This window comes from Streptomyces sp. NPDC039462, from assembly GCF_055639375.1.
The window spans coordinates 161262-188015 of sequence record NZ_JBVKAO010000010.1; the positions used below are offsets into that span (position 1 = coordinate 161262).

23 protein-coding genes and 1 pseudogene are annotated in these 26754 nt (G+C 68.0%); 18 read left to right on the plus strand and 6 right to left on the minus strand.

The features are described from left to right. Positions 1–239 precede the first annotated feature (239 nt). On the plus strand, positions 240–1358 hold the full coding sequence (locus tag ACZ7LU_RS38005) for an aminotransferase class V-fold PLP-dependent enzyme (protein WP_471919396.1): 1119 nt from the start codon (positions 240–242) through the stop codon (positions 1356–1358). A 115-nt stretch (positions 1359–1473) separates the two neighbouring features. On the opposite strand, the gene ACZ7LU_RS38010 is transcribed toward ACZ7LU_RS38005, so the two are convergent. Continuing rightward, positions 1474–2421 carry a helix-turn-helix transcriptional regulator gene (locus ACZ7LU_RS38010; protein ID WP_471919397.1) on the minus strand — a complete coding sequence of 316 codons (948 nt, stop codon included), beginning with the start codon at positions 2419–2421 and terminating at the stop codon, positions 1474–1476. A 248-nt stretch (positions 2422–2669) separates the two neighbouring features. Here ACZ7LU_RS38010 and ACZ7LU_RS38015 point away from each other — a divergent pair, with 248 nt between their 5' ends. Then, positions 2670–3209 (plus strand): SMI1/KNR4 family protein, encoded by a 540-nt coding sequence (locus tag ACZ7LU_RS38015; protein ID WP_471919398.1) that lies wholly within the window; start codon positions 2670–2672, stop codon positions 3207–3209. A gap of 129 nt (positions 3210–3338) precedes the next feature. Then, positions 3339–4064, plus strand: coding sequence for a hypothetical protein (locus ACZ7LU_RS38020; RefSeq protein ID WP_471919399.1), 726 nt, complete (start codon positions 3339–3341; stop codon positions 4062–4064). 291 nt (positions 4065–4355) lie between these two features. On the opposite strand, the gene ACZ7LU_RS38025 is transcribed toward ACZ7LU_RS38020, so the two are convergent. Further along, positions 4356–5855, minus strand: a complete 1500-nt coding sequence (locus ACZ7LU_RS38025) for a serine hydrolase domain-containing protein (protein WP_471919400.1) — start codon at positions 5853–5855, stop codon at positions 4356–4358. A 135-nt stretch (positions 5856–5990) separates the two neighbouring features. On the opposite strand from ACZ7LU_RS38025, the gene ACZ7LU_RS38030 reads away from it, so the two are divergent. The 5 genes from ACZ7LU_RS38030 (at position 5991) to ACZ7LU_RS38050 (ending at position 11665) form a co-directional block, all read left to right on the plus strand. After that, a complete protein-coding gene (locus tag ACZ7LU_RS38030; protein WP_471919401.1) occupies positions 5991–6635 on the plus strand; it encodes a TetR/AcrR family transcriptional regulator in 645 nt (214 codons plus the stop codon). A 971-nt stretch (positions 6636–7606) separates the two neighbouring features. Continuing rightward, positions 7607–8320: a DUF6531 domain-containing protein gene (locus ACZ7LU_RS38035; RefSeq protein WP_471919402.1), complete on the plus strand. Its 714-nt coding sequence runs from the start codon at positions 7607–7609 to the stop codon at positions 8318–8320. Between the two features lie 42 nt (positions 8321–8362). Continuing rightward, complete coding sequence (locus tag ACZ7LU_RS38040) at positions 8363–9601, plus strand: IS256 family transposase (RefSeq protein WP_471919403.1); 1239 nt, start codon at positions 8363–8365, stop codon at positions 9599–9601. Between the two features lie 271 nt (positions 9602–9872). Further along, entirely contained in the window at positions 9873–11006 is a 1134-nt protein-coding gene (locus tag ACZ7LU_RS38045; RefSeq protein ID WP_471919404.1) for a hypothetical protein, read from the plus strand. Positions 11007–11092: 86 nt separating this feature from the next. Next, complete coding sequence (locus ACZ7LU_RS38050; RefSeq protein WP_384262387.1) at positions 11093–11665, plus strand: SMI1/KNR4 family protein; 573 nt, start codon at positions 11093–11095, stop codon at positions 11663–11665. A 59-nt stretch (positions 11666–11724) separates the two neighbouring features. Here ACZ7LU_RS38050 and ACZ7LU_RS38055 read toward each other — a convergent pair whose 3' ends face one another. Further along, positions 11725–11913 carry a hypothetical protein gene (locus ACZ7LU_RS38055; RefSeq protein WP_471919405.1) on the minus strand — a complete coding sequence of 63 codons (189 nt, stop codon included), beginning with the start codon at positions 11911–11913 and terminating at the stop codon, positions 11725–11727. Between the two features lie 117 nt (positions 11914–12030). Beyond that, on the minus strand, positions 12031–16470 hold the full coding sequence (locus ACZ7LU_RS38060; protein WP_471919406.1) for a carbohydrate-binding protein: 4440 nt from the start codon (positions 16468–16470) through the stop codon (positions 12031–12033). Positions 16471–16907: 437 nt separating this feature from the next. Between ACZ7LU_RS38060 and ACZ7LU_RS38065 the strand changes: the two genes are divergently transcribed. The 3 genes from ACZ7LU_RS38065 to ACZ7LU_RS38075 all read left to right on the plus strand — a co-directional run bounded on the left by ACZ7LU_RS38065 (position 16908) and on the right by ACZ7LU_RS38075 (position 20861). Further along, entirely contained in the window at positions 16908–17630 is a 723-nt protein-coding gene (locus ACZ7LU_RS38065) for a peptidase inhibitor family I36 protein (protein WP_471919407.1), read from the plus strand. A 16-nt stretch (positions 17631–17646) separates the two neighbouring features. Next, the gene (locus ACZ7LU_RS38070) at positions 17647–18084 is read left to right on the plus strand and encodes a hypothetical protein (RefSeq protein WP_384252985.1); all 438 of its coding nucleotides are present in this window, start codon (positions 17647–17649) and stop codon (positions 18082–18084) included. A gap of 1902 nt (positions 18085–19986) precedes the next feature. After that, positions 19987–20861 (plus strand): IS5 family transposase gene (locus ACZ7LU_RS38075; protein WP_468311608.1). Its coding sequence is split into 2 segments (ribosomal slippage): positions 19987–20377 and positions 20377–20861, totalling 876 coding nucleotides; the frame shifts between segments, so codons are not numbered across the junction. A gap of 33 nt (positions 20862–20894) precedes the next feature. Here the strand turns inward: ACZ7LU_RS38075 and ACZ7LU_RS38080 are convergent. Beyond that, a complete protein-coding gene (locus ACZ7LU_RS38080; RefSeq protein WP_468311606.1) occupies positions 20895–21338 on the minus strand; it encodes a nuclear transport factor 2 family protein in 444 nt (147 codons plus the stop codon). Positions 21339–21417: 79 nt separating this feature from the next. Beyond that, positions 21418–22122, minus strand: a complete 705-nt coding sequence (locus ACZ7LU_RS38085; protein WP_471919408.1) for a hypothetical protein — start codon at positions 22120–22122, stop codon at positions 21418–21420. 687 nt (positions 22123–22809) lie between these two features. Here ACZ7LU_RS38085 and ACZ7LU_RS38090 point away from each other — a divergent pair. The 7 genes and pseudogenes from ACZ7LU_RS38090 (at position 22810) to ACZ7LU_RS38120 (ending at position 26708) form a co-directional block, all read left to right on the plus strand. Beyond that, positions 22810–23331 (plus strand): hypothetical protein, encoded by a 522-nt coding sequence (locus ACZ7LU_RS38090; protein ID WP_471220880.1) that lies wholly within the window; start codon positions 22810–22812, stop codon positions 23329–23331. A gap of 39 nt (positions 23332–23370) precedes the next feature. After that, a complete protein-coding gene (locus tag ACZ7LU_RS38095) occupies positions 23371–23685 on the plus strand; it encodes an ATP-dependent DNA ligase (protein WP_471919409.1) in 315 nt (104 codons plus the stop codon). Between the two features lie 30 nt (positions 23686–23715). Then, on the plus strand, positions 23716–24036 hold the full coding sequence (locus ACZ7LU_RS38100) for a hypothetical protein (RefSeq protein WP_471919410.1): 321 nt from the start codon (positions 23716–23718) through the stop codon (positions 24034–24036). A gap of 135 nt (positions 24037–24171) precedes the next feature. After that, positions 24172–24687 (plus strand): hypothetical protein, encoded by a 516-nt coding sequence (locus tag ACZ7LU_RS38105; RefSeq protein ID WP_471919411.1) that lies wholly within the window; start codon positions 24172–24174, stop codon positions 24685–24687. A gap of 108 nt (positions 24688–24795) precedes the next feature. Beyond that, positions 24796–25549 (plus strand): annotated as a pseudogene (locus tag ACZ7LU_RS38110) (DUF6042 family protein). After that, positions 25546–26109, plus strand: coding sequence for an AAA family ATPase (locus ACZ7LU_RS38115; RefSeq protein ID WP_471919412.1), 564 nt, complete (start codon positions 25546–25548; stop codon positions 26107–26109). The pseudogene ACZ7LU_RS38110 and the gene ACZ7LU_RS38115 overlap by 4 nt, the downstream one beginning before the upstream one ends. 323 nt (positions 26110–26432) lie before the next feature. After that, positions 26433–26708: a hypothetical protein gene (locus ACZ7LU_RS38120; protein WP_471220867.1), complete on the plus strand. Its 276-nt coding sequence runs from the start codon at positions 26433–26435 to the stop codon at positions 26706–26708. The last annotated feature ends 46 nt before the right edge of the window (positions 26709–26754 follow it).

A 26754-nucleotide genomic window follows, 5' to 3' on the forward strand; every position in this document is an offset into this window, starting at 1 on the left:
TCGAACGCAGGTCTCATCGGCATGACCAGGACCTTCACCAGAAGCACCCCGATGCTGCACGGACCCACAGAGCTGCCTGGGTACTGCCGACGTCCCGGCGACGCTGCGGAGCGTGGCTACTGCCAGGGCACATGTTGCCGGCCCCGTAGCGGAGGGCGGCGTTCGGTGCGCCCGCGCTTCGCACGGATGATGGGGGCGTCGCACTACATGTCGCTGCCGGTGCAGTTGGGGAGGGCAGGATGGCTCCCATGGGACTGCACGCCGCATACGGACTCAGCCGGATCATCAACGCACGAGGGCCCTACACACCCCTCGGTGTCTCACGCAGTGGGGACGACGTCGGCGCCGCGGTCGCCGGGGCGCTGTCGGAGTTCTTCGTGATGGACGAATTGCAGGAGGCGGCTGACCGGTCCCTGGCTCGGTTCACCGGGGCGGAGGCGGGGACCGTCGTGCACTGCACGGCCTCGGCGATCACTCTCGCGGTCGCCGCCGCGATGACGGGGGAGTCCCCGGAGCGCGTCGAGGCGCTGCCGGACACGACCGGTATGCCCGGCGCAGTCGTCCTTCCGGCGGGACACGCGGTCAACTACGGGCATCCCATCGTGCAGGCCGTCCGGCTGGCGGGTGCGGTCCCGGTTCCCGTGGGCACGGAGAGCGGGTTCACGCTGGAGGATCTGGAGACGGGTCTCGCCCGAGAGGACGTCGCGTGCCTGCTGCTGGTGTCGTCCCGTCTCGTGCGCGGGTCCGGTGCCGAGCTGGCCGACGCCGTGGCGGTCGCTCATCGTCGGGGGGTCCCCGTCGTCGTCGATGGTGCCGCGCAAGACTTCAGGATCGGTGAACTCCTCGCCACCGGAGCGGACTTGGTGGCCATCAGTGGCCAGAAGTACCTGGGCTCCCCGACCGCGGGTCTGGTGGTGGGCCGGGCTGGTGCGGTGGCGGCGGTGCGGGCGCAGGAACGGGGCATCGGCCGTGCGATGAAGGCGAGCAAGGAGGCGGTGATCGGCGTCCTCGCCGCGCTCGAGGCGCGTCAGGAGCTGGACATGGCGGTGTGGCGGCAGCAACAGGCGGACAAGGTGGCGGACTTCGTCGAGCGGGCGGGTGCCGTCCGGGGCGTCACCGCGTCGTCCGTCCCCGACCCGACCGGCCTGCCCTTCGCCCGCGCCCGGCTGGCGGTGGATCCCGCTGTGTCGGCGATCGACTCGGCCGCTCTGGACGAAGCGCTGCGAGCAGGGTCACCGTCGATCTGGGCCATGCCCGGTCGGCGGGATGCGCAGGAGCTGCTGTTCGAACTCGTACCCCTCACACCGCATGAGATCGATGCCATCCTTGCCCGATTGGCCGAACTGCTGGGGCGGTGAAGGCCATTGACGGGGAGAGGGGTGCCGGGGGCGGAGGGGGCGGTGGCACGAGTCGACGGTCGGGTCTCGGTTGGTGTCCGGCAGTCGAAACGGTGGCGCGATCGCCGCCGGGCCGTCAGGTGCGGTGCGCGGGGAGCCAGCCGTTCTGAACCGCGTGGACGCCCGCCTCGAAGCAGCTGCGTGCCTGGAGTGCGTCCATGAGTTCGGCCGCGAAGCGGCGGGCGGTACGAGTGGAGACGCCCAGGCGCTTGGCGATCGCATCGTCCTTCAGCCCCTGGGCAAGCAGCCGGAGGGCCTCGCGGTGCTGCGGGGTGAGGCCGTCGGTGTCCCGTTCCACCGTGGGCACCAAGGGGTTCGCGGCCTGCCAGGTGCTGTCGAACAGCTCGCACAGGGCCGTGATGACGCCCTGCCCCGTGAGGACCACGGCGCCACAGCTCGCGTCCGCGGGGTCCAGGGGGAGGACGGCCTCGGTCCGGTCCGCGATGATCATGCGGATCGGCAGGCTGGGAGCGGTGCGGACGTGGCCGCCGCGCTCGTGGAGCCACTGGACGTGCCGGAGCGTGGGCTGGTGGTTGCGGATGCTGTCGAGGTAGACGGTCCGTATGGTGACACCGCGGTCCAGCAGGGTCGCGTTCGGCTTGCGGCTGGCTTCCAGGTCGCTCTCCGAATGGGCGCCGCCCGGAGCGAGGGTCATGATCTCGTGGCGGACGTCGGAGGCGAGTCGGGCGAGCCGCTCGCGTATCTCCTCCGCGCCGGTCAGCTCCTCGGTGTGGAAGCCGGCCGAGGGTCTGTGCAGGGCGGCGCACTCCGCGACGAGTTGCGCGGCCGCGACCCGCGCGCTCTCCAGGCGCTCCTGGTGGGCGGCGAGTTCGGCCTGCTGGCGGGCGAGCAGCAGCTTCATGGCCTGTTCCGGTCCCAGTACCCGAAAGGCGCTGTCGACCTTGGCGGACGGCCGGACGAGTGCGAGGGAATGGAGCCGGTCGAGGCAGTCGCGTAACCGGTCCTCCGGCAGTGCGAGTCGCTGGGACAGTGCGGATATCCCGTCGTCACGATGGTCCAGCATGGCGCGGTAGACGCGTTCGGTGCCCGTGTCGAGTCCGAGTGCGGCCAGACCATCGACGACAAGGCCACGCCCATCTACCGGACCAACGATCCCGGCGACGTCATCCCCCTGGGAATGACCCTGGAGGCGCACGGCAACCGCGGCTTCTCCTTCACCCCCTACGAAGGCGGAAGCAGCACCAACAGCGTCTCTACCTTCAATGCCCCAAGCCCAAGTAGGCCCCCGTCAAGGAAAGGAAACCGGCCCCGATGCACCCCACCGTGGAACGCCTTGCCGCTCTCGTTCCTCCCCCTGGCCCCCGCCGCCCGCGAGATTGGGTTGCCGCCGAGCAGCGGCTTGGCACCGCCTTGCCGCAGGACTACAAGGAACTCGTTGAGGCCTACGGAGGCGGGGTCTTCGACGAGACCATCTGGCTCCTGGACCCCGCATGTCCGGACGAGGACTACAACCTCCTCGACCAGGCCACGGAGCGGGCAGAAGTCCTGGCCAACTTGTGGGAGACCGAACCCAAGCCGGCGCAGCTGCAGGACGATCCCCAGGCCCAGGTCCTGCCGTGGGCGTACATCGAGGGCAGCGGCGCCATGCTGTACTGGTTGCGTCGGCCGGAGCAGAAGCCTGATGAGTGGACCGTCATGTTCAACGAGGGCCGGGGACCGGAATGGGAACACCACCCGACCCAGTGCACGCCCTTTCTCCTGTCCGTCCTGACAGGAGAGACGGACTCGGTGTACTTCGACGAGTTTCCCCCCGACGAGCACGCGTTCGACTCCAACGACGACATCCTCTGAAGCCCGACGCCCCCTCCCGCCTCCGGTGACCGCCGCAGGGCCCGTCCGCTGCGGCTCGTGGAGTGACGTCTGGCTGTCGCTTCCGGTCCGGCCAGGGGGACAGGCTCCTGGGCGGTCACCGGAGACAAAATGTCCGCGGCACCCCGGTTACCGCGCTCAGGCCCCGCTCCGGCAGACTTCGCCCGCGGTGACACCTACGCCGCTGCACTGTGGCAGGACCAGACCGTTGTTCACCCCCCCCCGCAAGACGGTGACACCGCCGACACCGGCGAACAGGCCCTGGCCTGCCAGGTGATGACCGCCGACACCAACCTGGCCACGCTCCTGCGTGTCCTGAGCCGGCTCAGCCGCACGAGCCCGCGCACGCAGGCGGCTCAGGCCGTCATCGAATTCGTCGCCGCTTCCGTGACCGCCAGCTACGACCAGCACCCCGACCTCGAGTTCCCGGTGCTGGGCCCCGAGTTCGCCGAACAACTGGTCATCCTCGCGGCGTCCCTGAGCGACCGCCCCGTCACTACTGAGACCGCGCCGGCCGAGGAACTGCCCAACCGGAGCGGCTGCGCCACCAGCCACCTTCCGGCGCCTGGGCGCGGACAGGGCCCCGAACGTTTGTTGGTGGAAGTCACCGCCGACGACCACGAACGGGCCTCAGCCCGGATGTTCTTCAAGGAAGCGGTCGCCGTCTGCTGGGAAAAGGCGATTCTCGCCGGCAGCACGAACGGTACCGCCACGGCCTACTACCTCAAGCGCTTCCGCGCACGAGCCGCCCTGGCGCGGTCTCCCGCCTCCGCCTTCGCGCCCAACGCCCGCCTCATGTCGCACCCCCGCCCCTCCGTCCGATACAGTAGATCTTGAACTGGTCGCCACAACACGCGGCAGCCGGTGATGCGTTGGTGGTCCAAGGAAAGATGCCCCGCTTCCTGCGGGGAAATGCAGGTGCAAGGCCTGCCCGGCGCTCGACCAGAGGCCCGTGCACGCACAGCGTGTACGGGCCTCCTCGCGTCTACGCTCACCCGCGGTGCGCTCGAGGGCATGACGATGCGTTACCGCCCGTGCCCCCTGTGCCTCCCAAGCCGCCGCGGCGATCCTCGCCGAGTGCACGCAGGCCGATGTCGATACTTGGTACGCCGGTGGTGAGAGGCGGTGTCATAACCCCTGACCCGTGACGTTACGTGATGGTTGCCGGTGCTCGGAGGCGATGACGTGGAGGCGGCGACGGCTTGGCCGTAACCGCAGGCAGCCTTCCGCCAGCCGGACAGCGGCCAGGGTGTATCCGGCGATGATGATGGCGAGCAGAAGCCAGCCGATGTCCGGTGCCCACAGGCGGATCAGATCCTGGTCCGCGCCGGTGGCCAGCGGGACGAGGCCCTTGGCCAGCCAAGCCAAGCCGATGCCGCCGAGAGTCCAGCCCGCAGTGCCGGTCAGGAGCCGCAGACGGCTGCGCGGCTTGGACGCCGGGCGGAATAACCGATAGACGCTCCAGGCGATCTCAGCCGCGGCAAGGGCCAGGACACTCACCAGGACGCCCAGGATCACGTGGTACGAGGTGTCGGCCGCGGGCACGTTGGGCTGGCCGCCGGCGAGAATGCGGGCGGCGCCCAGTCCGGTGGCGGTGAGGTCGGAGCCCTGAAAGTAGCCGTGGACGTTGTGCATCACGACGAAGGCACGGTCGGCGCCGGGCAGCAGCACCACCGTGGCCTGGTAGCCGGGGGAAGCGCCGCTGTGCCAGATCGTGCGAGTGCCCAGGTCGGCATTGCGGGCATCGTCGCGCCAGCCCAGACCGTACTTCTGGGTGCCGCCCACGAGGGCGACGCCCCGGTGCATCTCGGTCACCGAGCGCCGCGTTAGCAGTTGGTTCGGTCCGTAGGCGCCGTTGTTCAGGTGGGCCACAGCGAAGTGCGCGAGGTCTTCGACGGTGCCGCCGAGGTAGCCGTAGCTGGGGCCGGTCTGATCGAAGCGGGTCTTGGTCTTGACTGCCCGCCCGAAGACGATGTCGTGGCCGCCCGGGATCGCGTGGGCCTGTTCCGGGGTGGTGATGGCGTCACGCATGCCGAGTGGGTTGAGGACGTGTTCGCGCAGATACTGCGCGTACGGTCGGCCGCTGACGTCCTCCACGAGGGCGCCGAGGAGCAGGTAGTTGGCGCTGGAGTAGCTGTGCCGCTGCCCGGGCTCGGACGCGGGCTCGACATCGGCCAGTTCCGCCATCGCCGCGCGGTAGGGATCGGCCCGCTGCTCGAAGCGGTCGACGGCGTCGGTAAACTCGGGTATGCCGCTGGTCTGGGTGAGCAGGTGCCGGACGGTGATGCGGCTGGCCGCCTGGGGGTCGGCCAGCGTGAAGTGCGGCAGATAGGCGCGTACCGGCTGGTCGAGGTCGACCTTGCTGGCCTCGACGAGGGTCATGACTGCGGTAGCGGTCACCGGTTTGGCGACCGAACCCCACAGAAACGGGGTGTTCTTGGTGACCGGTTGGCCGTCGCCGTCGCGGCCGATGGTTCCGACGTGCCCGACGGCACGGCGGTTGACGATTGCGTAGGCCAGGCCGGGGGATTTCGTGGCCTTCGCGCGTTCGCGCAGGAAGGTATCGACCTTGGCGGTGGTGTCACCACGGGCGTGTGCAGCCGGGGCGGTGATCGCTCCGGTCCACACCAGCAGGGCTAGGAGCAGGCAGGACAGGGCGACTGGTCGCAGGGGCATGGCTCTCCGGTCTCCGGGCAGGCGTGGGCGGCCATAACCGTATGGTCGTATGGCTACCTCGTAACCGTACATTGATACGGTTATCCCGTGCCCCGAGTTGCTGATCACCCAGCCCGTCGCCGCCAGATCGCCGACGCCGTCCAGCGCCTCGTCGCCGCAGCAGGGCTGGAGGCGGTGACCATGGCAGCCGTTGCCCAAGAGGCACAGATCTCCGTCGGCCTCGTACAGCACTACTTCGCCAGCAAAAACGAGCTGCTGCTGTTCGCCTACGGCCAAGTCACCCAGGCTTTCCGGGACCGGGTCACCGCACAGATCACGGACGGGGTCGCCCACCAGCGGCGGATCTCCGACGTTGTCTTCGAAAGCCTGCTGGAGCTATTGCCCCTCGACGACGAACGACGCGGCGAATACCGCGTCACACGAGCCTTCCTCGGCCGCTCCGTCGACAACGCAACGCTCGCCCAGGTCGCCGACGCCACCGCCGCCGACATCCGCGCCCAACTGGCCACCGCCGTCCACAACGGCAAGGAATGCGGCGAAGTCGAAGAGGTCGCCGACCCCGACCTGGCTGCCACCCGGATCACAGCGCTCGCCGACGGACTGGCCGCACAGCTCTACCAGGACCCCGACCGCACCCTCGGAGGCCGGCCGCTGCGCGCCGCCTGCAAGGAACTACTCCGCGACGCCCTCGATGCTGTCTTTACTGGTGAATGCCGGCAATACCGCAACTGATCCCGCACGCATCCACCACGTAACGTCGGACACATCCGCAACAGGCGGCCGCCCGACGCAAAGCGAGTGATCCCGCCCCCTCATCCTTCGATGTCACACCACGCAAGACGCCGTCACAGGGCACCGGCGGGAGGCGGGCCCCTCTCCCCTCTTTGCATGGGACCACCACAGAGCGCTATAGGCGGCACACCGCTGAACGGCTCTGCCACCGTCACCGAACGTCACAGACAGGGGGATTGAGCACAGCTACTTCCACCGCCCGGCGCCTGCCCCATGCCTTAGGGATCTGGCAGGAGGCGAAGGAGAGGTCGCGGCGCAGCACGACCGTGAGTTCGGGATCATCGTGTCCGATCTGATCGCGGTGCGCCTCCAGGTCGGCAACCTGGACCAGAACGTCGAGGCACTCAGCAACAAGATCGACGCCGGAACCAGGTCCAGATCATCGAGCTGCTGACCCAGCTTGTGAGCCAGCGCCCCGATGCCAGCTGACCTCCCGAGGCTTCGGTCCGGGGGCCTCGTCACAGGACGCCCCCGGCCAGCCGGGGGCGTCCTGTGTTCGAGGCGGATGTTGGTGCGCAAGTGTTCCTGCCGACCAGGTGGCACCGCGCGGAGCGGCAGCCGCCGCTCGCCGATGCCCACCGCGGCTCTGCCTTTCTGTACGCCCGAAATGGCTGCGGATTGAGACGACAATCCCCGCGCGTGCAGTCCATGGCCGAGTCTTCTCGGCCACTTAGCCGCCGGTGCTCGGCGCGCGGGGCGCAACGGTCGTGTTCAGACAAGTGGGCTCCGTGAAATCCCGGCCGTTTTATACCGATCTTGCATGAAGGCCATTTCATTTCACATGGAACGACTGTTCGAGGGAATCGCCGCGTGTCTCGGGGGGTGACGTGTGCCAGATTGTGGGCCCCTCGTGACCGCTGGGGTCTGCGAGGTCCGTCTTCCTGTGGGGGGAAGTCTTGACGCAACGCACCATGGGTGCGCGTGTTTCGCGTGCCCGAAAGAGAACCCGCCTCACCACCGCCGCCGCTCTGGCCACCGGCGCTCTCACCCTGTCCCTCCTGCCGGCCGCGGGCGCTTCCGCTGCCGATGAGCCGGAGTCGGCGTGGGGCCAGGACGCTCCGTCGTTCACGATGCCCGACGTGAAGGTCGGCACCAACAAGCCCGTCGCGCCAGAAGCCGAACGCACGCCCTCGCCCGAGGTGGCTGCCTGGCGAGCGCAGCAGAAGAAGCGCGCCGAGGGGACAGAGCCGACGTCGGTGTCCTCTCGCTCCGTCCAGGAGATCCCGGCCCATGTGCCCGAGGGGCAGGGTGACGTGCCGTGGCACAAGATCAGTGACTTCGCGATCACTGACGCGCTGACGGCCCGGATCAACTATTCCACGGGCAACCTGATGCTGACCGCCACCGACTTCTCCATCGCGGGCGTCGGCCAGGAGCTGACCCTGGCGCGTACCTACAACTCGCTGGACGCGCCCTGGGGCAAGGTGTCCCAGCGGTGGTGGCAGCAGTACGAGCGCTACCTCCAGGTCCTCGAGGGCGAAGTGGTGCTGTACGACGTCTCCGGCGAGATGGTTTCCCTCGTCGTGGTGTACGCGATCAGTAGCCGGGAGTGCGCGGGCGTCTGCCCGGGGCGCACTTCCACAGGTGAGTACCGCTCCCTGAACAGGAGGCGGGCCACCGCGTAACTCTCCTTGGTGAACGCCCAGTTCAACCACGAGGAGTGCACGATGGCCCTGTCCCAGTCTGAACTGATACGGCTGCTCGAGTCACTACGCTCGACCGACGGAATCGAGCTCATCCGCGCCATCGCCGAGCGGATGGTGCAGGAGCTGATCGAGGCCGAGGCGAGTGCCCACATCGGCGCGGAGTGGAACGAGCACACGCCGACGCGGACCAACGTCCGCAACGGGCACCGCGAGAAGGTGCTCACCACGCTGGCCGGCGATCTGGACCTGGAGATCCCCAAAGTCCGCACCGGCAGCTTCTTCCCCAGCCTGCTGGAGCGACGACGCCGCATCGACCAAGCCCTCTACGCCGTCATCATGGAGGCATACGTGCACGGCGTGTCCACCCGCAGCGTCGATGACCTGGTCAAAGCCCTCGGCGGCGACAGCGCCATCTCCAAGTCCGAGGTCTCCCGGATCTGCACGGCGCTGGACGAGCCGCTGACCGCGTTCCGCACCCGCCCGCTGGACCACGTCCGCTTCCCCTACGTCTACCTGGACGCGACCTACTGCAAGGCACGGGTGAACCACCAGATCGTCTCGCGGGCCGTCGTCGTCGCCACCGGCATCACCGAAGACGGCAATCGCGAGGTCCTGGGCCTGATGGTCGGTGACAGCGAGAGCGAGGCGTTCTGGAAGGAGTTCCTGCGCTCGCTGCGAGAACGCGGCCTGTCCGGGGTCCGTCTCGTCGTCACCGACCAGCACGCCGGACTGGTCGCCGCGGTCCGCAAGGTGATGCTCGGCGCCGCCTGGCAGCGATGCAGGGTTCATTTCCTGCGCAATGCCTTCAGCGTGATCGACCGGGATTCCGGTGAAATGGTCGCCGCGACGATCCGCACCATCTTCACCCAGCCCACCGCCGACCTCGTGCGCACCCAGCTCGACACCGTCGCCGACATGCTCGGCACCCAGTTCCCCAAGGTCAAAGCGATGCTGCTGGAGGCGAAAGAGGATCTGACCGCATTCGCGGACTTCCCGCCCCGACACTGGAAGAAGATCCAGTCAACGAACCCGCTGGAACGGGTGAACCGGGAGATCAAGCGCAGGATCGACGTCGTCCAGGTCTTCCCCAACGACGACGCACTCATCCGGCTGGTCACCGCTGTGCTCTTCGAGATGCACGACGAATGGATCGCGTTCCCCCGCCGCTACCTCCCCGAAGGCGGCATGAGCGAGATCTACCGCGAACTCCCCGAAAGCGCCCCCGCGCTACCCAACACCCCGAACACGCCGACCAGTTGATCCCCAACACCACGACGAGGGACACGACCCCGCATCCTCCACGAGGCGTCCGAAAGCGCCGACCCCCTCAGGCTGATGCGCCTGTTCGGTGTCACCGAGCAGGCGGCCATGCGCTACGTCACCGCGGCCCACCCCGAGCGCGTGGTCAAGCTACCTCGGTGACGGTGGCCGCAAGCGACTACGGCAGCCAGAACTGAGGGCCGGAGTACGGCAGGAACACGCTGCTGGAGTAAGAGTCCCCAGCTCAGAGACATGTAACGGTGCACGAACCGTGTTCCCGGGCGATTCGACGTACAGCGTCACGCTGCCTGACGGCCGCCGCCTGTGGCTGTTCTCCGACACCTTCCTCGGCCCGTTGAACGACAACGGCACACGGCCCACCAGCGCGCCGTTGATCAACAGCACGTTCGTGTCCCAGGTCGGGGACAACCTCACCACCATCACCGGCGCCGGCAGGAAAGCGATCATGCCGCCTTCGGCGGAGAAGCACTGGTACTGGCTCGGCGACGGCCTCGTCAGCACCATCGGCGGGGAGAAGAAGCTCCAGGTCATCTTCCACGAGTGGCACAAGTTCGGTTCCGGCGACTGGGACTTCAAAATCAAGCAATCGCTCGTGGCCACGTTCGACCTGGCGGACCTCACCGAGCCCGAATCGATGCAGCCCCTCCCCTCGGAGGCGGGTGTCCAGTGGGGATCAGCCGTGATGTCCGCCGATCAGAGCGGCGACGGGTACACCTACATCTACGGCACCGATGACGCGCCCATCAACAAGGACATGCGGATTGCCCGCGTCAAGGGAACCAACATCTCCGACCCCGACAAGTGGCAGTACCTCAACTCCGGCAGAAGCCAGTGGATGTACGGCGAGACCGAGGGCGACAACGCACTGATCGGCGTGGCCAACGAGTACAGCGTCACGCCGTACAAGGGCAACTATGTCCTCATCAGCCAGGACAGCACCGAAGCCTTCAGCGGGAAGGTCCGCCTGTGGTCCGGCTGCGACCCATACGGGGTCTTCGGCTCCTGGGAAGGCCACGACGTGGTGTACCGGATGCCCGAGCCAGGCCCGTACGGTGACTGCACCGAGAAGGAGGAAGACGGCAGGTGCTTCGCGTACAACGCGCACGTACACCCGTCACTGGCGAGCGGCGGCCGCTGGATCATGTCCTACAACGTGAACAACTTCGACAACAACGTCACCCCCACTGGGGCCCACTACCGCGACCCCACCATCTACCGGCCACGCTTCGTGTCCTTCACCCTGGAGAGCTCCACGGTCAAACGAAAGGACGCGAAGATGAGCTACGGGACACGGCCGCCGGGCAAGGCGTCCGCGCCGTGCCGACCAGAACACCGACCGCCGGCTGGGGTCTTCACCCTGCCACACGGCAAGACCTGTTCATAGCGCAAAGTCGTTGAACCACACGCGGTGCCCCCTCCCCAAGGGCAAGGCGGGCACCGCGCTCGGCACAGGGGCAAGGGAGTGGACGTATGACGGTCGAGGAGTCCTGGGCGAAGATCGAACGCTGGATTGCCCAGCAGGCCCCGGAGGAGGACCCACTGCCGGCCCCCTGTACCCGCGAAGACCTTCGACGTCTCTATGAACACCTCGGGGTGCGGCTACCTGAGGACGTTGAGCGGTCGCTGTTACGGCATGACGGGTCTGGCCTCACCGAGATCTTGCCCCCGGGGTACACGCTCCTCGGCATCGAGGAAATCCTCAGGAACCGTTCGATCTGGCTGGAGTATGCGACGCCCGACGACGCCAACCTGGCCTTAGAGGACAAGACCTTCCTCGTTCCTATCGCTGAGCTCAGCGTCACGAAGATGATGGTCGACACCAGAACAGGCAGACTCGGCTCGTGGGACATCGAGGAAGGCTACTTTCTCAGCACAGACCCTCTGCGCGCCTCTTTGTCCGTGGCCCTTGCGTTTGTCGGGAACCTGCTGGCCTCTCCGCCGCCGTGGATCATTTCCCTCCCAGGAGGAGGCGAGTTGGAGGTAACCGACGTAGACCCAGATTTTCCCGGGACGCTCGTGTGGACCGATGGCCCTATTGGCTGACGTCCAAGAGGTCTGGGCATGAGGAAACGAATCTAACGGCAGTTTCCGCCCGGCCATGCCTACGACGCGGCTCCCTTGGCGTCCATGACGCCGCCGATGACCAGCAGGGTGACGGGGAAGACGATCAGCAGGAAAGCCATGGTCCAGCCCATCTTCGCCGTTGTCTTGATCGCGACCTTCCTGCAGAGCAGGGCCACGGGCACCAGGTAGAGGAACGCGGCGAAGAAGGCCAAGTACAGAAAGCCCATGAGGATTTCTCCCTAGACGTGTGGAGGGGGGACGGGCCGGCCGGTGCGGGCCGGTCCGTCCCCCCTCTTCGTGCATCGGATCAGTCGGTGGTCATGTGCTCACTCACCCACTCCGGGTCACCGGGTGAGGTTTTCGGTGAACTTGTTCGCCGGCTCGTCACAGTGCACCACACTGCCGGGACGGTTCCCCGGCCCGTCCCCGATAAGCGGAACAGGGGCGTCCACGCCCCACGGATTGCCGCCGCTGCCCCGGTGGTAGGCGGAGCAGGAGGCGTAGGCGTTGCCGTTCGGCGCGGTGGCGGGGAAGTTGGAGAAGTTCCGCCAGTCGCCGCCGCTGATGCGGTGGTTCGACTTCCGGCCGAGGTTGTCGGTCAGCCGGTCGTCCACGTACAGATAGAGGTCCGGCATGTACGACTGGAAGACGATGCCGTCGGACGGGTTGGCGTCCTTGTTCTTCTGCAGGTGAGTCGGCTTCACGGAGCCGTCGGCGCAGAAGGCCGCGGCGATGTCCTGCCAGATCGGCGGGGCGTTGCCGATCATGGAGCCGAACATGTTGTTGTTCCACTTCCCGGTGTTCTTGAAGAACATCGAGTAGACGTCCCCGGCGAACCGCCGCACGGTGTGGTTGGTCTCCAGGTCGTTGTTGACCTGGTCCACCCACGCCTTGACGTTGTCGTTGACGGACTTGTGGCCGATCATCGCCCGGTAGCCGTGCACACCGCCGCCGACCCCGCGGAAGTCAACGCACTGCTTGGCGTCGTCCAGACGTGCGCCGCGGAAGTGCGGGAAGTACGCCTGACCAGGGGTGTCGCCGTCCTTGTAGGGGTGGGACGTGTGGACGTTGCCGTACTCGAGCGCGTCCTGCGTGGTGTAGTCGATGTCCGGCGCCGGGATGCCGTAGTCCGCCTCGATCGCCTGCATGATGTCCGTGACGAAGTGCGGCAGGTGGGCGTTGCCGACGCGGGCGCGGTAGTCGGACCCCACGCTGCCGTCGACGATCTTCCCGTCCTCGCCGACCACGAACGTCACGTTCACATCAGACTTGATCTTGTAGCTGTTCGGGTCCGCGTACGCCTTCGACGCGGGGGCGGCCGGGTCGGGCCGCTCGTTGGACATGGCCATCCAACGCGGGATGGAGTGCGCGGGGGCGGAGCCGTCGGCGCGGGGCTTCCAGCCGCCCGCCTTGATCTCCTTGGCCCACTTGTCGGCCGCGTCCCACGTCTTCTGGCCCGTGCACTCACCGACGGCCTTCGCCGAAGGGCAGCGCGCCTTGGAGGACATGCCGACGGCGTCGGCGCCCTCCGGGTTGTTCCACAGGGGACCCTGGTCAGCGAGGCCGAGACCCCAGTCGTAGAGCGCCTTCATCGACTGCACCGGCGAGTTGATCTCGGTCGACACCGGCCAGTTGGAGTTCAGCTCCTGGTTCGGGTCGAAGATCGCCGCGGCGGTCAGCGAGCGGTGCACGAACTTGCCCTTGATCGGCTTGAACGCCACGGAATTCCAGGCGACGTCGTGGTCCGCGGTGCCCGTCTTCGTGTAGTTCGTGAGCTTCACCTTCGGCGTGCCCGTGAACTTGTAGGCGCCCAGCGGCACCCACTTGCCGTTGTTCGCGTTCTGGTCGACGACCCGCTCGTAGGGGCCGCCGGACGCGCCGCTGACGACGTACGTCGCGTGCCTGGTCTGCGCCCCGGTGTCGGGGACGTAGGCGTAGACGGCGGCGAGGTCGTACTTCTTGCCCGCCGTCCACTCGCCCTCGATCGTCATCCGGTTGCCATCGCCGCCGAGGTTGTCCTCGTTACGGGTGTGGGTGTACCAGAAGTGGCCGCCGTGGCCGCCGCCGATGGAGTGCAGATCGGCCTTCGCCTCGTAGTGCTTGTCCCAGTCAGGATGGAAGGTGAACTGGAACGAGCCCGTCGAGGACGCCTTGCCGCAAGTGGACCAGGTCGGCGTTCCGCTGGGTACGGAGGCGACGACGTCGGAGCCCGCGGGGGCGCCTCCGCACACCGGGTCGCCGTTCTTCAGCCGGTAGCCGCGGCCCGGCTCGGAGCGCAGCGTGACGTACTTGATGCTCTCGTGCCCGCACGTCTGGTCGCAGTCGGGCTTCCACACCGCCTTCTCCTGCGTCCACCAGAACTGCCGGTAGCAGGCCTCGTCCGGGCAGTCGACCGGGTTGGCCGGGTCGCAGTTGTTCTTCTTGTTGCAGAACGTGTCCAGCGGCGGGCTGACGCGGGAGCGGTCGGCGATGCTCGCCCACCACGCGGGACGGAACCCGGCGGTGTTGAAGCCGGACTCGCCCTTCCAGTCCTGCTTGCCGTCCGTGCCGTAGGAGAAGCCGGTGTCGATGGACCAGGCGGACCAGCCCATCACCTTCTCCTCGTACGGCCAGTCCTGCGGGTGCGCCGCGTCACGGATGTTGTTTGCGTTGAGGCTGACATCCATGAACGGGTGGTCCCAGGCACCCTTCTTGTACATGGGGTTGGCCGGGTTGTTGTACCAGCCGAGGCCCCAGTGTCCGCCGTTCTTGCCCGACTCCGACTTGGGGTTGAAGCCGAGGTTGTAGTTCCAGGCGGCGGTGAACCAGTTCTCCATGCGGGACGGATCGTCGTTGTTGACCGTGATCTTCTGCCCGTCCTTGTGAACCTCGTTCCACTTGTCGGCGAGGATCTTCATGGAGGCGGCGATGTTGGTCGCGTAGTCGACCGCGATGACCTTCTGCAGCTTCGGGTCGAGGCTCGTCTCGTCCTTCTTCTCGTGACCCTTCAGGCGCATGCCGTCGGTGACCTGGCCGACGCCGTAACCGCAGTCGGACTTGTCCCAGTTGATGCGCCAGTAGCCGAGGAGCGTGTCCTTCGCCTTGTGGCCGTAGTAGCCGTCCACGGCGGCCAGCGGATTGCCCATCTGGCCGGGGATCGCGCCGGACTCGGCCTGCCACAGGTTGGACTCCTGCGCCAGGATGCCGAGGAGCACGCTCGCCGGGATCCGGCCGCCCCCGTTCAGCTTCGGCAGCGGGAACAGGCCCTGCGGGTCGATCGTGCCGAGCCCCGCCTGGCCCCGGTAGTCGCCCTGACGGATCCACTTGGCGCGCAGCTCACCGCGTACGGCCATGTCCACTGCCCACTCCACCTGGTTCGGCGTCGGCTGCAACGCCTGGGCGCTCATGTCGTTGCGCGAGATGGAGCACCAGCGGTCGGTGTCGACGGGATCGTGCGAGACGGGCGCGGACGCGGCCGCGGTCTTGACGGCCGAGGCGCGGGTCAGCGTGCGCGGCTTGCTGTCGCCGGTCAGGGCGGGAGAGAGACCCGCGGTGGTGCGCGGCTGCGCCGACTCGACCCGCTGCTCGACCTTCTCGCCGGTGGTCGTCGCGGTCGACGTCACGGTGATGGTGGTCTCGTCGTCCGCGGTGCCCGGGGCCTGGCCGGAGCGCGAACGCACGCCCGCCTCGGGCTCGTTCGCCTTGTCGAAGCCCTTGCCCGCGCCCTTGATGCGGGTCAGGCCGGCGCGGACGCCGGGGGTGAGGACGGGCTCGACGGCGAGCCGGCCGTGCGAGGAGAGGTCGGTGTCGGCGGGCGCGTCGACCCGGGTGACCCCGCTGTCCCGCAGTCGCACGTCCTTGGCCTCGCCGGTCAGGAAGGTGCGGCCCCGTGCGCCGGGTTCGAGGCCGAGGTCGCCGAGGCGGCCGGTGGCGATCGTGCGGGGCTCGCCGTGCCCGTCGTACACCTTCGCCTGCGCCGTCTTCGTGCCCTTGCGGTCCACGAAGCCGACGCGGTCGCCGTCCATGGGGCGGATGTCGAAGGGGATGCTGTCGCCCTCGGCGACCTTGCGGATCCTGCCCTTGCCGTCGACGTGGACGAGGTTGCGGCCGAGACCGGCGACCACGCCGTCCTTCACGGGCGCCGCCGACGACACCTGGCCGCGCAGCTCACCGGTCTTGGCGATGGTCCTGCCCGCCGTGTCCACCGTGATCACCTGCGTTTTCACCTGCGACACGTCGTTCATGTCGCGGTACTGGGTGAAGGCCGCGGTGTGCGTGGTGGTGTTACAGGTGGGGTCGAAGTAGGCGAGGGTGCCGGTGAACGGCAGCTTCGTCACGTCCCCCGTCCTCGTGTTCACGATCGCGGTGAACGCGCCGCCCTGCATCAGGTCCGGCTTGTTGGTGAACGCGCGCGGCGCGTACGCGGCGGCGACATGGGAGTCGTCCATGACGCACTGGTTGCCGATCCACGAATCGGCGGGCATTCCGGGTTCGTTGAGGACGGCGGCGGTCTTCCATGCGTACGCCTCGTCCGATGCGGCGGCGAGGATGCGCAGCCCCTCGGAGTCGGCGGCGGCGGTGACGGCTCGGTCCTTCGAGGTGTCCCAGTCCTTGCCGAGCTTCTCGTCGGGGTCGGTGACGGCACCCGAGCCGGGTCCGTCTCCGGCCGACTTCGGCTGGGAGGCGACGGTCGTGCCGTCGGGCGCGGCGTGGGCCGTGCCGGTCTGGATCAGCCCGGCCAGGACCGCGGCGGCCGCGAGGCCCGCGATCCCGGCGCGTGCCGGTCTCCGTATGTGCGATGTCAACTCATGCTCTTCCTCTCACAGTTGGCGCATGGCAAAGTAGCACCGATGGTGTGATACGGGTCTTCTCCCGTGATGTCGGTGCGTTGCCGGTCAAGCTGTGAGGTGTGGGGGAAATGGGATTGATCATCGTAAGGCGTAGATAAGGGAGGTCGTAAACCGGGTGCCACGACGGACATATGAGGACTCGTCACCGCGTGACGCCGCGTCACGACGTGCTTGACCGTGCCGTGAGTCGATCTTGATAGGGCTGTTATTCCTCGCCGTACAACCATGCTTAACGCCACAGATGGGGCGGGTGGAACTTGTCGGCTTTAAGGGGATTCATCCGCTAGATCGGTGCACACTCCATGCAATACGTTCCTTGATCGGAACCGCCCTCCGGAGAACCCGGAGCTCCGTGGATCCGCTCGAACATGACGTCTTTCTGGGGAACACCCGTGCACATCAGCACCCGCACCACCATGGCCGCCGCCACCCTCGCCCTCGCGACCGCAGGCATCACCGCCGCTCCGGCCTTCGCCGACAGCTCCCTCCCCGAGGTACCCGGCGCCGTCTCCGGCACCGCGACCGCCCAAGAGGAGGCGCAGGTCCACCAGGAGGTGGAGAACGCGCCGAAGGTCGAGATGTACTACCACGGCGAGAAGATCGACTCCCGGTCCGACGACCTCGGCGGCGCGCAGGTCTGCGCCGAGGTCTCGCAGGACGGCACGATGGAGTGCTTCGATGACCAGGCCGAGGCCGACGCCTACCTCGCCGAGCACGCGCCGACTCCGCAGGCGCGCAATGGCGCGGCCGCCCAGAGCGCCCCGAAGGCGGCGCCGGCCGCCACCGCCCTGCGCAGCAGCTGGCTGGACTGCCCCAAGAGCTGGGTGTGCCTGTGGCAGGACGCGGACTTCAAGGGCCGTCGCCTGCAGTGGCCGACGTACGACACCGCAAAGACCCGCCACCTGGACCAGTACAGCCCGAGCTTCCGGGACAAGGCGTCCTCCGCGTACGTCAACCGCCCCCAGCGCGGTGTGGAGCTGTACGACTTCCGCACCGGCATGCCCGACCCGCACCTCTTCCTCGGGGCCGGATACACCCGGTACCCGAACTTCAAGAAGATTTCCTACGCTTACGGTGGTAACTGGAACGACAAGGCCGACGCGATCAAGTTCTGAGAGGGAGGAGCGCGTGATGCGCCCACGGCTGATCCGATCCGCGGCGCTCGCCCTCGGCGCGTGCGTCGCCATCGGCCTCACGAGTGGCTGCGAGTGGACCGACACGACGGCCCAGGGCACCGCCACCGAGCAGGAGACCCTGCCGCCCGACGCCGACAAGAAGCAGTCGAGGAAGAACGCCGACGACTTCCGCGCGTGGGTCGAGGCCAACGGCACCCAGGAGCAGAAGAAGGCGGCGTCCCGCGTACGGCGCGTCATCGGCGAATGGGACGACAGAACCGGCAACGCCTACATCTCCACCGACATCAACGGTGGGACGACGCCGGTCAAGGAGCCCATGGCCACCGCACGCGCGCTCGCCGCGGCCTTCGACGACTGGAAGGACTCCAAGGAGGGCTACGTCTCGGTGTACGACGTCTTCGGCAACGCCCTCGTCACCAACGAGGAGTTCTGAGCCGAGAAGTTCTGAGCTGATGCGGAGTCGGGGCACGGCGCGCCCAGTGCGCCGCGCCCCGGACCGTACGAGGTGTCAGTCCTGGTGGACGATGGCGGTGGACTTGCCCGTTCGGTGTGCAGCCGGGGCACCTTGCGCACCGGGCCGACCTGGGGAAAGACCACGGGCGGCGGCGGCCCGCGGCCGACCGGCGTGACAACGAGCGGCGGCTACGGGGCGGGCGGTGAGCTCGACGAAGAGCCGCCCACACCACGGGCGCAAGCGGCTGAGGGACGGCGCGAAACCGCGGTGCAGCACGCGGTGACGGACAGGCGGCCCAACGGGGGGCCTCGCGGAGCTCAAGCACACTGGGCGGCCGCGCCTGCACGAGCACGGCAGCGGACCGACGGGCACAGGCGCGGCGGAAGCGGACCGCCGAAGTGGCAGCCAGCGACGGGCAGGAGCAGCGGCAGCACGCGGCGACATCGCCGGCGGGCAGCTGCGGCACTGGGGCCCCACGCTGCCACTGGGTGGGCGAAGGCGGCGTCCCCCAGCCCAACTCCCGACGCCAGCCCACTGCTTCGCTCCACACCACCAAGTCCCTCTTCCTTCGTGGACGCCGTCGGCGGGCTGCCACGCCGCCCCGCCCCGCCCCGTGCCGAGGCGCGCCAGCCGGGCCTGCAAGGCCGCCGGGCGGCACCGCTCTTGCGATCCGTGTGCGGGCAGCGCGACGGTAGTAGACACGGCCGCGGACTGTGACCCGGGATGGTTTGCGTCGCGGCTGCCTACGCCACCTGCCATCGTGGTCTCGAGGCGTGGGGCGTATCCCGTGTCGTCGGGACCTGGCCCGGAGCGGTTCCAGAAAGTGTCAGGAGTCCGGCACGAAACCTCATAGGGCCGCGCGCCCAGGTGTGACAGGAGGGGACGCGTTGCTGCTGGTGGTCTTGCACCGTCAGTACGCTGCACGTTTTCCGGGCGCGTTCCTGTACGGATTGGGCGCGGAACCCTGGGCGAAATGCACACGCAATCTTGCATGGAAGCTGCCTCTGAGCTGCGGAGATGCCCGCTGGACTCGTCCGGCCGGGGCCTGCCAGTGTGCTTGCCGGGCGTAACTCGGCGCCCATGAGCAAGGGGGAGATGTGGACGCCATCATTGCGGCCGTCATCAGTGCCATGGGCGGCATCGTTGCCGCGATCATCGCCACACGGGGTAGGGGCTCAGGGGAGGATGCGCCGAGGTGAGGTGATGTGGAATGGCGGCTCGCGGGCCGCGTCACGGAGTAACTGCAGCGGACCGACGACAGGGTGCAGCGGACGGGGAACAGCCCGCCGAATGGCCTCGCAGGCCGGAACCGGCAGGGAGCAGCGGCAGTTGCAGGCGGCCGGGCCGGCAGCACGGCGCCAGCCAGGACGAGCAGGCACTAGCAATGACCACGCGCACGACCGGGACCACGGGCGCGGCGCGAGCCGAGCGTCCCGGGGGGGGGCGAGCAGCACGTCCTGCGCGGCCGCGTGCGCGAAGGACTGCACGTCCCTCCCGCCCACCAGGTGTGGGTGGCGCGTTCGTGAGAATCTGCCCCGTCTCGCTGCGTACGCTGCGGGCATCGAGGTGTTTCGAGGAAGAGCTGCGGATGGCTGAGAAGGAGCCGGTTGTGCCCGAGCAGAAGGCCACCGGCTGGCTCTCGCGCCTGCGCCGCCGAGCCGGGGCACGCAGTCGGCGGTTCAGACGTCCTTTAACTGGGGTCGGTTCCCAGTGTTCGGCGCGCGGCAGTGACCAACGCGTCCCACGCCTCTGTGTACCGGTCCCCGGCCTCCATGAGGACAAGGGTCTGGTCCTCATCGGGTCGGTAGGCGAGCAAGTGGCGCTGTTCGGGGGTTAGGGCGTGTATCGAAAGTGGATCTTGAGGTGGGATGATCTTGCTTTGTGGCACGTGGGGATCTGACTGATGCGCAGTGGGCCTGCCTGGAGCCGCTGTTGCCCAGGGGTAAGAAGCCGGGCCGTCCGCCGATATGGACCAGGCGGCAGCTGATCGACGGCATACGGTTTCGCACCCGCACCGGTGTCCCGTGGCGGGATGTGCCGGAACGGTACGGGCCCTGGGCCCGTTCGTACGACCTGTTCCGGCGCTGGCAGCGGGACGGCACCTGGCAGCGGATCTTCGCCGAACTACAGGCCCAGGCCGACGCCAAGGAGCTCATCACCTGGGACCTCAACATCGACTCCACCGTGTGCCGGGCCCACCAGCATGCCGCCGGGGCGCAGAAAAGGGGGATCTGCAGGCCGAGCCGCCCGGCGGCATCGCCGTGGAGCCGGACGACCACGGCCTTGGACGATCGCGCGGCGGCCTGACCACCAAGCTCCACCTGGCCGTCGAGCAAGGACAGAAGCCCATGTCCATCGTGATCACCGCCGGACAACGGGGCGACTCCCCGCAGTTCGAGCCCGTCCTGGACAAGGTCCGCGTCGCTCGCTGGGGTCTGGGGCGTCCGCGCACCCGGCCCGACCGAGTCCGCGCCGACAAGGCATACGCGTCCCGCAAGAACCGCGCCTACCTGCGGCGACGCGGTATCCGCTGCACCATCCCGGACAAGGCCGACCAGGCTCGCCACCGCAAGAAGCGCGGCTCTCGCGGTGGCCGGCCGCCCAAGTTCGACGCCGAGGACTACAAGGCTCGGCATGCGGTCGAGTGCGGCATTAATCGCCTCAAAAGGCACCGTGCCGTGGCGACTCGCTACGACAAGCTCGCCGTCCGCTATGAGGCAACCGTCCTCGTCGCAGCCATCAACGAGTGGCTGTGACCAGCGTCCTCATGCTCGTCGTCCTGGTGACTTTCACTTGTCTTCGGTGTCGAATGCCTGGGCAACGGCGAGACTGTCTTCGTAGATATGGTGCCGGGTGACCAAGCCGTCTTCGAAGGTGAGGTGCATAGCGAACCGCGCGCGATACGCACGTCCGGTGGATCGAGCAGTCTGGCGAATCTCGCCGATCACGACCGCGTCGTTTCCGTCGATGAGGATGCGCTCGACCTCAGTTGCCACCCGCTCCGGCACGTGGTGCTCGGCAAGTTCGCGATAGTGGGCGGCCGCATCGGCCCGGGTGGCCCGATGGCGGATCCAGGGCGTGGCGGCACGACCGTGCTCGGCCTCCGGCCAGTTCAACTTCCAATCGCCCCGCTCGGCGTACAGCTCGGCGATGCGCTCGGGATCGCCCTCACCGATCGTGCGCAGCAACTTCTCAACCGCGGTCCGTGTGTTTGTAGATGTGGCTATGGACATGATTGGCCCCTCCGTATGGTCCGCGTTCTGCTCAGGCGGCGAGATCACCAACCTAGCCCGCACAGTCCGGCCGAGACGATTACCTCCGAAGTAAGGCAAGCGCATCATCAAGATCCACTTTCGAAACACACCCTAGTGCGCGGACACCTTCCAAGGCCCTCGTGGCTTCGACACGCCAGCGTGCGAGGTCCTCGTGGGTCGTGTCGTCGACCGGATGAGGGGCGGACGACGTCGTGACGGCGAGATGTGCTCGACCGGCTGGTGAACCGTGGCCCTGCGTTGCGGCGAGGTCGCGCAGGACTGTATGGGCGTTGATGAGGTCCCTGCCCCTGATGGATTGCTCGACGTGGGAAAACGTGCATTTTCTTAGGTCGTAGACAAGGGGGCGCATCTCGGCGGGTGCGCCGAGTTCGGCCTCGGCGTATGCGTAGAGGAAGGTGTGCCGCCGTTCCTCGACGTCGGCTTCAAGAGTCGGTCCGTCCGCAGTGATCAGACTTCCGGCGACACGGGCATCCGCGCTCAGAGCGTAGAGCCGATTCGCGCTCTCGTGGAGGGCGGCGGCCGCGCGGAGGTACTCGGCGAGGATCGCCCAACGGCGTTCGACCATCGCTTGACGCGCCGTGGCCGTAACGGTGGTGGTGGCCGCGTCGCGTGCAGCTTGGGCCTGGTCGTGTCCGCCGCGGGCTTGGATGCGAGCGCCGAGCACCGTGCCGGCGAAGGTTCCGACGATAGTGCCACCCACACCGATCGCACCGATCAGCGCGACGGTTATGTCGTTGTCCACCCGCTCAACTTCTCATGCGTACACCGGGTTTCGCCACGTCCGCCGGGTCCTTCCAGGACTGAGGCTCGTGGCGACGGCCGCGGGCACGGACTTGTCGTGGAGGAACATGAGGCCGCCCATGACGAGACCGATGAGGACGGCCGCTAGGAACACCACGGCGGCGTGCACTGACAGCAGCGGGGCCTCTGACAATGTCCCCGCGCCGGCCGGGCCGGACGGTTCGGGTCGGGTGGGTATGGGGGAGCGCGGGCGCGGGTCCCGAGATATCGGGAGTCTGACGGGCCGAATGCCGGTAAGGGAGTCGAAGGCGTTGTGCCTATTCGTGCCTTCCTGGTGCGGTTCGCGGCCAGTCCGGATCACGAGCTGGCGCCCGCGTTCCGGTGTCGGGGGTGAGCCTGCTGCTCCCTCAGTTGGTGCGCGGCGCGGTGACAGCGTGGGCCGGGGTCCGGATCCATTTCTCTCGGTGTGACGTGCGGGCTCAGGGAGCCAAGCCGTGGCGCTCAGTGAGCCGGAGTATGGCCACGACCCTGCCGAGGGTCGTCGCCTCGTCGCCGGGGATCGGCTGGTAACGCGGAGTTGTTGGGCTGCTCTGCGCTTCGGCTTCGCCGCCGCAGGGGCTCGTCGTCACCACCCGCAGCTGCCAGGCCCTTGGTACGCTACCGCCCCGCCGCGACCGGAGGTCATCCAGTGTTACCTGCACGGGTATTCGCCGTTGCCCCGCTGGTGGTTGTCGCCCTGTCCGGCTGCTCTTCCCTGGGCTGCACCGACACGATGGCGGAGCGCGGTAAGGCTGGTGTCAGGGTGCAGGTCGTGGACACGGATGGGAAGCCTCTCGGCGTCACCGTCGCGGTCGTTGACTGGCGCCCTGAACCCCACCCGCAGGTGCCCTCCGACGGTGACCAGGTCCACTTCCGCTTCCGCTTCGACGGCACCAATGAATATTCCGATCCCGCGGTGGACGCCTGCGCGGTCGACAAGGAGCGTGTGGCGTTGGGGTGTCAGACGGTTTCCTCGTCCCAGGCGTTCGGTCCGGCGGACGATCCCCTCACGGGCGACGACTGGCTCGACGTCGAGCACCCTGAGCAGGTTGACGCAGTGCTGTTGATTCCCAATGACCAGTCCTACGACCCGCGCACCTGCGAAGTGGACAGCAAGGACGGTGGCGGGATGCATCCCCCGGAAGCACCCAGCAGGGGAGACCAACTGTAGGGAGGCCAAGGCGGTTGAGCGCGGGGCACGAGCCTGCCGGTGCTGCGCCCCGGGACGGTCTTGGACGGTGAGGCGGTCGTGTGGGTTCAGGGCCGGTTGTCCTTCTCGGCCGCGCATGCCCGCGGCAACGCCACCGCGCAGCGTGCGGCCGCCCTCGCAGCGGAGTACCCGGCGAACTACGTCGTGTGGGACTGCCTCCAGGCGGACGGCGTCGACCTGCGCGGACGGCCGTATACGGAGAGAAGGGCCGCGCTCATGGAGGTGCTTGACGGGGTGCCGCCGCCGATCCAGGCGACGCCGGCGAGCGACGCCCCAGACGTCGCGCTCGCCTGGTACGAGCACCTGCCCGCGTAGGGTCTGGAGGGTGTGGTCGCCAAGCGGGCAATGAGTGTGTACCTGGCCGGGCGGATCTGGGCCAAGCTCCGGCACGCGGAAACGGTGGACGCGGACGTCATCGGCTACGTCGGGCCCGCCACCCGCCCGCACCGCGCGGCCGTACGGCTGCCGGACGGGCGCCGGGTGCTGTCACGCGCCCTGACCGCGCCGCTCGCCGCGGCGGTCGCCCGCTCCATCGCCGCGGCCGGGCCCGGGCAGCGCGCCCACACCGACGACGGCGAGCGGTACACCACCACCCAGGGCCCGGTCGTGGAGGTAGAGGCCGGCACCACCCGGTACGCCACCGTCTCGGTCACACGCATCCGCTGACCGACGACAGCGGGGCCGGACAGAATCACCCTGTCCGGCCCTACTGCTGGTTCCCGGTTGCTCACCGGCTGAGGCGGATGCGCGGGCCCTCCCACGAACTCCAGGTCGTCCAGAGTCTGCGGTACACCTGACGGCATGAAGCTGAAAGACCTCAGCCCCCTGATGAAGCGCCGCCGAACCGGCGGTCTCAGCTACGGCTACGACCGCTTCCGCATCGACCCGGCCGTGGCCCCGCTTCAGTGGCCAGACGACGTCCTGGAACAGTTCCTCTACGACTTCGGCGACAACGACCACTTCGTAACCGACTACGGCAGCATCGACCTGCGCGAGATCACCTGGCGGCTCGAGACGATCCCGGCCGCGGACTTCCACGGGATGCCGACCGGAGCCTCCGACGACGGCTGCATCGAGGAGTACGCCAAGAACCCGGTGCACTGGGTCGACGTCCGCCCCCGCGAAGTCGGCCTGCACTGGGAAGAGCACGGGACGTGGCTACGCCCGCCGCTCCTGATCGACCGGTGCTTCCTGGACCCGTCGGGCAGCGGGCTGCAGGTCGTGGAGGGCCGAACCCGCGTCGGCGTCCTGCGCGGCCGCGTGCGCGAAGGACTGCACGTCGCGCCCGACCACCAGGTGTGGGTGGCGCGTCCGTGAGAATCTGCCCCGTCTCACTGCGTACGCTGCGGGCATCGAGGTGTTTTCGAGGAAGAGCTGCGGATGACTGAGAAGGCGTCTGTGTCCGGCCCGCGCCGGGACCTGGCGATGCACAACGACTGGTGGGTGTCGGGCTGGGAGTACGTCCTGCCCCGTCAGGGCTTCCCGCTGACCATGCTGATCGGGACGGCGTGCCAGCCCGGTTTCACCGGCTCCCTGGACGACCTCCTGCAAGAGATCTTCGACGGCCGCTGGGACATGATCGGCGGCGACCTCGACAGTTCCCTCACCTTCTCCTGGCCCGATGAGGAATGGGACTACGAGGACGCGCCCGAGGGCCGCGAGGCATGCGAGGCGGTCCGCTGGGAGCAGTTCAGCACCATGCTGACGACAGCCGGCTTCCCGGTGCCCACCACCGTGCGGGACCTGTCCGAGCTCTACCTGTCGTGGGGCCTGGCCCGCTGCGCAGAGACGCCGGACGGCACCCGATGGTCCATGCGCCGTGCTGCCGCTGCCCGGCGACCTGCTGCCCCTGGACCCCGAACTCAACCAGCGCCTCGACGAAATCCGCTGGATGATGCACACCGGCCCGCTCCTGGACACCCTCATCGACCATCTGGTCAACGATCTGGGTGAACCGGCAGAGACCCTCACCTCCCTGGACCGGCTGGCGGCAGCCACGGGCCAGGACGTCGACGACGTCCGGCTCGCCCTTGCGGAACTCGTGAAATCCGGCGATGCCCGTGTCCAGCGCGGCGAGGCGCCAGCCGACGCGGAGCGCCTGGAAGCCCACCGCCGCTTCCGCCTGGTCATGGACTGGGAGCACTTCCACAACAACCGAATCCAGGTGAGCCGCGGGTGACTGAGGCCGCGCACGGCACCGCGGGGACCAGCGACACGCGCCTCATCGTGCTCCGCGGCAACAGCGCCTCGGGCAAGTCGTCCGTCGCAGCCGGCCTGCGCGAGAAGTTCGGCCGCAACCTCGCCATCGTCGCCCAGGACAACCTCCGCCGGATCGTGCTGCGCGAACGCGACCGGCCCGGCGGTGCCAATATCGGCCTGATCGACCTCACCGCCCGCTACGCCCTCGACAACGGCTTCCACGTCGTCCTGGAAGGCATCCTGTACGCCGACCGCTACGGCACGATGCTCCAGGCCCTGGTGCGCGCCCACCAGGGCGTCACACGGTGCTACTACCTCCACGTGCCCTTCGAGGAGACGGTGCTCCGGCACGCGACGAAACCAGATGCCGAGTACCTCGCGCACGTCAACGAGGGCCACCTGCGCGACTGGTACCGAGACAAAGACCTGCTCCCCGACGGCCTGGAGACCGTCATCGACGCGGCCAGCGCCTTGGACGACACGGTCCAACAGATCCTCGCCGAGAGCGGCCTGGACGGCATTCCCCCGATCGACCGCTGAAGGGCGTCAGCGCAGGCACGGTCAGTTTCACGGCCGGCAAGAGGGCGCACACCACCGGACTCAGGGGGGCCAATGGGCGTGGAGAACGGATCGCAGAGCATTCCGTGGGGTGGTAAGTGGCGACGGCACCTCCGGTCCGATGCTGAGACGGATCTCGTGCGCTCGTGGATGCGCCGTGTCGAATCCCCGACTTGCAAGGCCGTTGACTGTGAACGTCAGTTAGGGCTCTGGTCCACTTGCTGTGAAGAGCTCACCGGCGGTGACGTCAGTGGTGTGTGGTGAGATGACCGTGCTCTGTCAGTCGCTGTGGAGGAGGTCGTTCTGTGTCTGGGTATCCGTCGCTGACCCGTGCTCTGGCAGAGGCGCTGGTCGACGTCCTCTGGTTCGTCGAAAGGTGCGAGGACGAGCAGATGGACCCGGATGACGCGGTGAAGGTCCTGGAGGGTGTCGCTGCTCTGATGTCTCATCTGTCGGATGATCAGCGAAGCGAGTTCATGGATTTGCTCGGTTCGATGGCTTCGCAGGAGAACGATCCGTCGCGTCGCGACTTCTTGCTGGGCTTCCCTGAAGGGTTCGGCCTCGTCGAGGAAGACTCCTGATCTGGAGTCCTATGCGTAGAGCAGGACCCGTTTGCGGAGGAGTTCG

What these genes read in the sequence shown, in the direction of transcription:
- ACZ7LU_RS38005 (WP_471919396.1), top strand. Translation starts at nt 240, where the DNA reads ATGGCTCCCATGGGACTGCACGCCGCATACGGACTCAGCCGGATCATC.
- ACZ7LU_RS38010 (WP_471919397.1), bottom strand. Translation starts at nt 2,421, where the DNA reads ATGCTGGACCATCGTGACGACGGGATATCCGCACTGTCCCAGCGACTC.
- ACZ7LU_RS38015 (WP_471919398.1), top strand. Translation starts at nt 2,670, where the DNA reads ATGCACCCCACCGTGGAACGCCTTGCCGCTCTCGTTCCTCCCCCTGGC.
- ACZ7LU_RS38020 (WP_471919399.1), top strand. Translation starts at nt 3,339, where the DNA reads ATGTCCGCGGCACCCCGGTTACCGCGCTCAGGCCCCGCTCCGGCAGAC.
- ACZ7LU_RS38035 (WP_471919402.1), top strand. Translation starts at nt 7,607, where the DNA reads ATGGGTGCGCGTGTTTCGCGTGCCCGAAAGAGAACCCGCCTCACCACC.
- ACZ7LU_RS38040 (WP_471919403.1), top strand. Translation starts at nt 8,363, where the DNA reads ATGGCCCTGTCCCAGTCTGAACTGATACGGCTGCTCGAGTCACTACGC.
- ACZ7LU_RS38050 (WP_384262387.1), top strand. Translation starts at nt 11,093, where the DNA reads ATGACGGTCGAGGAGTCCTGGGCGAAGATCGAACGCTGGATTGCCCAG.
- ACZ7LU_RS38055 (WP_471919405.1), bottom strand. Translation starts at nt 11,913, where the DNA reads ATGGGCTTTCTGTACTTGGCCTTCTTCGCCGCGTTCCTCTACCTGGTG.
- ACZ7LU_RS38070 (WP_384252985.1), top strand. Translation starts at nt 17,647, where the DNA reads ATGCGCCCACGGCTGATCCGATCCGCGGCGCTCGCCCTCGGCGCGTGC.
- ACZ7LU_RS38080 (WP_468311606.1), bottom strand. Translation starts at nt 21,338, where the DNA reads ATGTCCATAGCCACATCTACAAACACACGGACCGCGGTTGAGAAGTTG.
- ACZ7LU_RS38100 (WP_471919410.1), top strand. Translation starts at nt 23,716, where the DNA reads ATGAGTGTGTACCTGGCCGGGCGGATCTGGGCCAAGCTCCGGCACGCG.
- ACZ7LU_RS38105 (WP_471919411.1), top strand. Translation starts at nt 24,172, where the DNA reads ATGAAGCTGAAAGACCTCAGCCCCCTGATGAAGCGCCGCCGAACCGGC.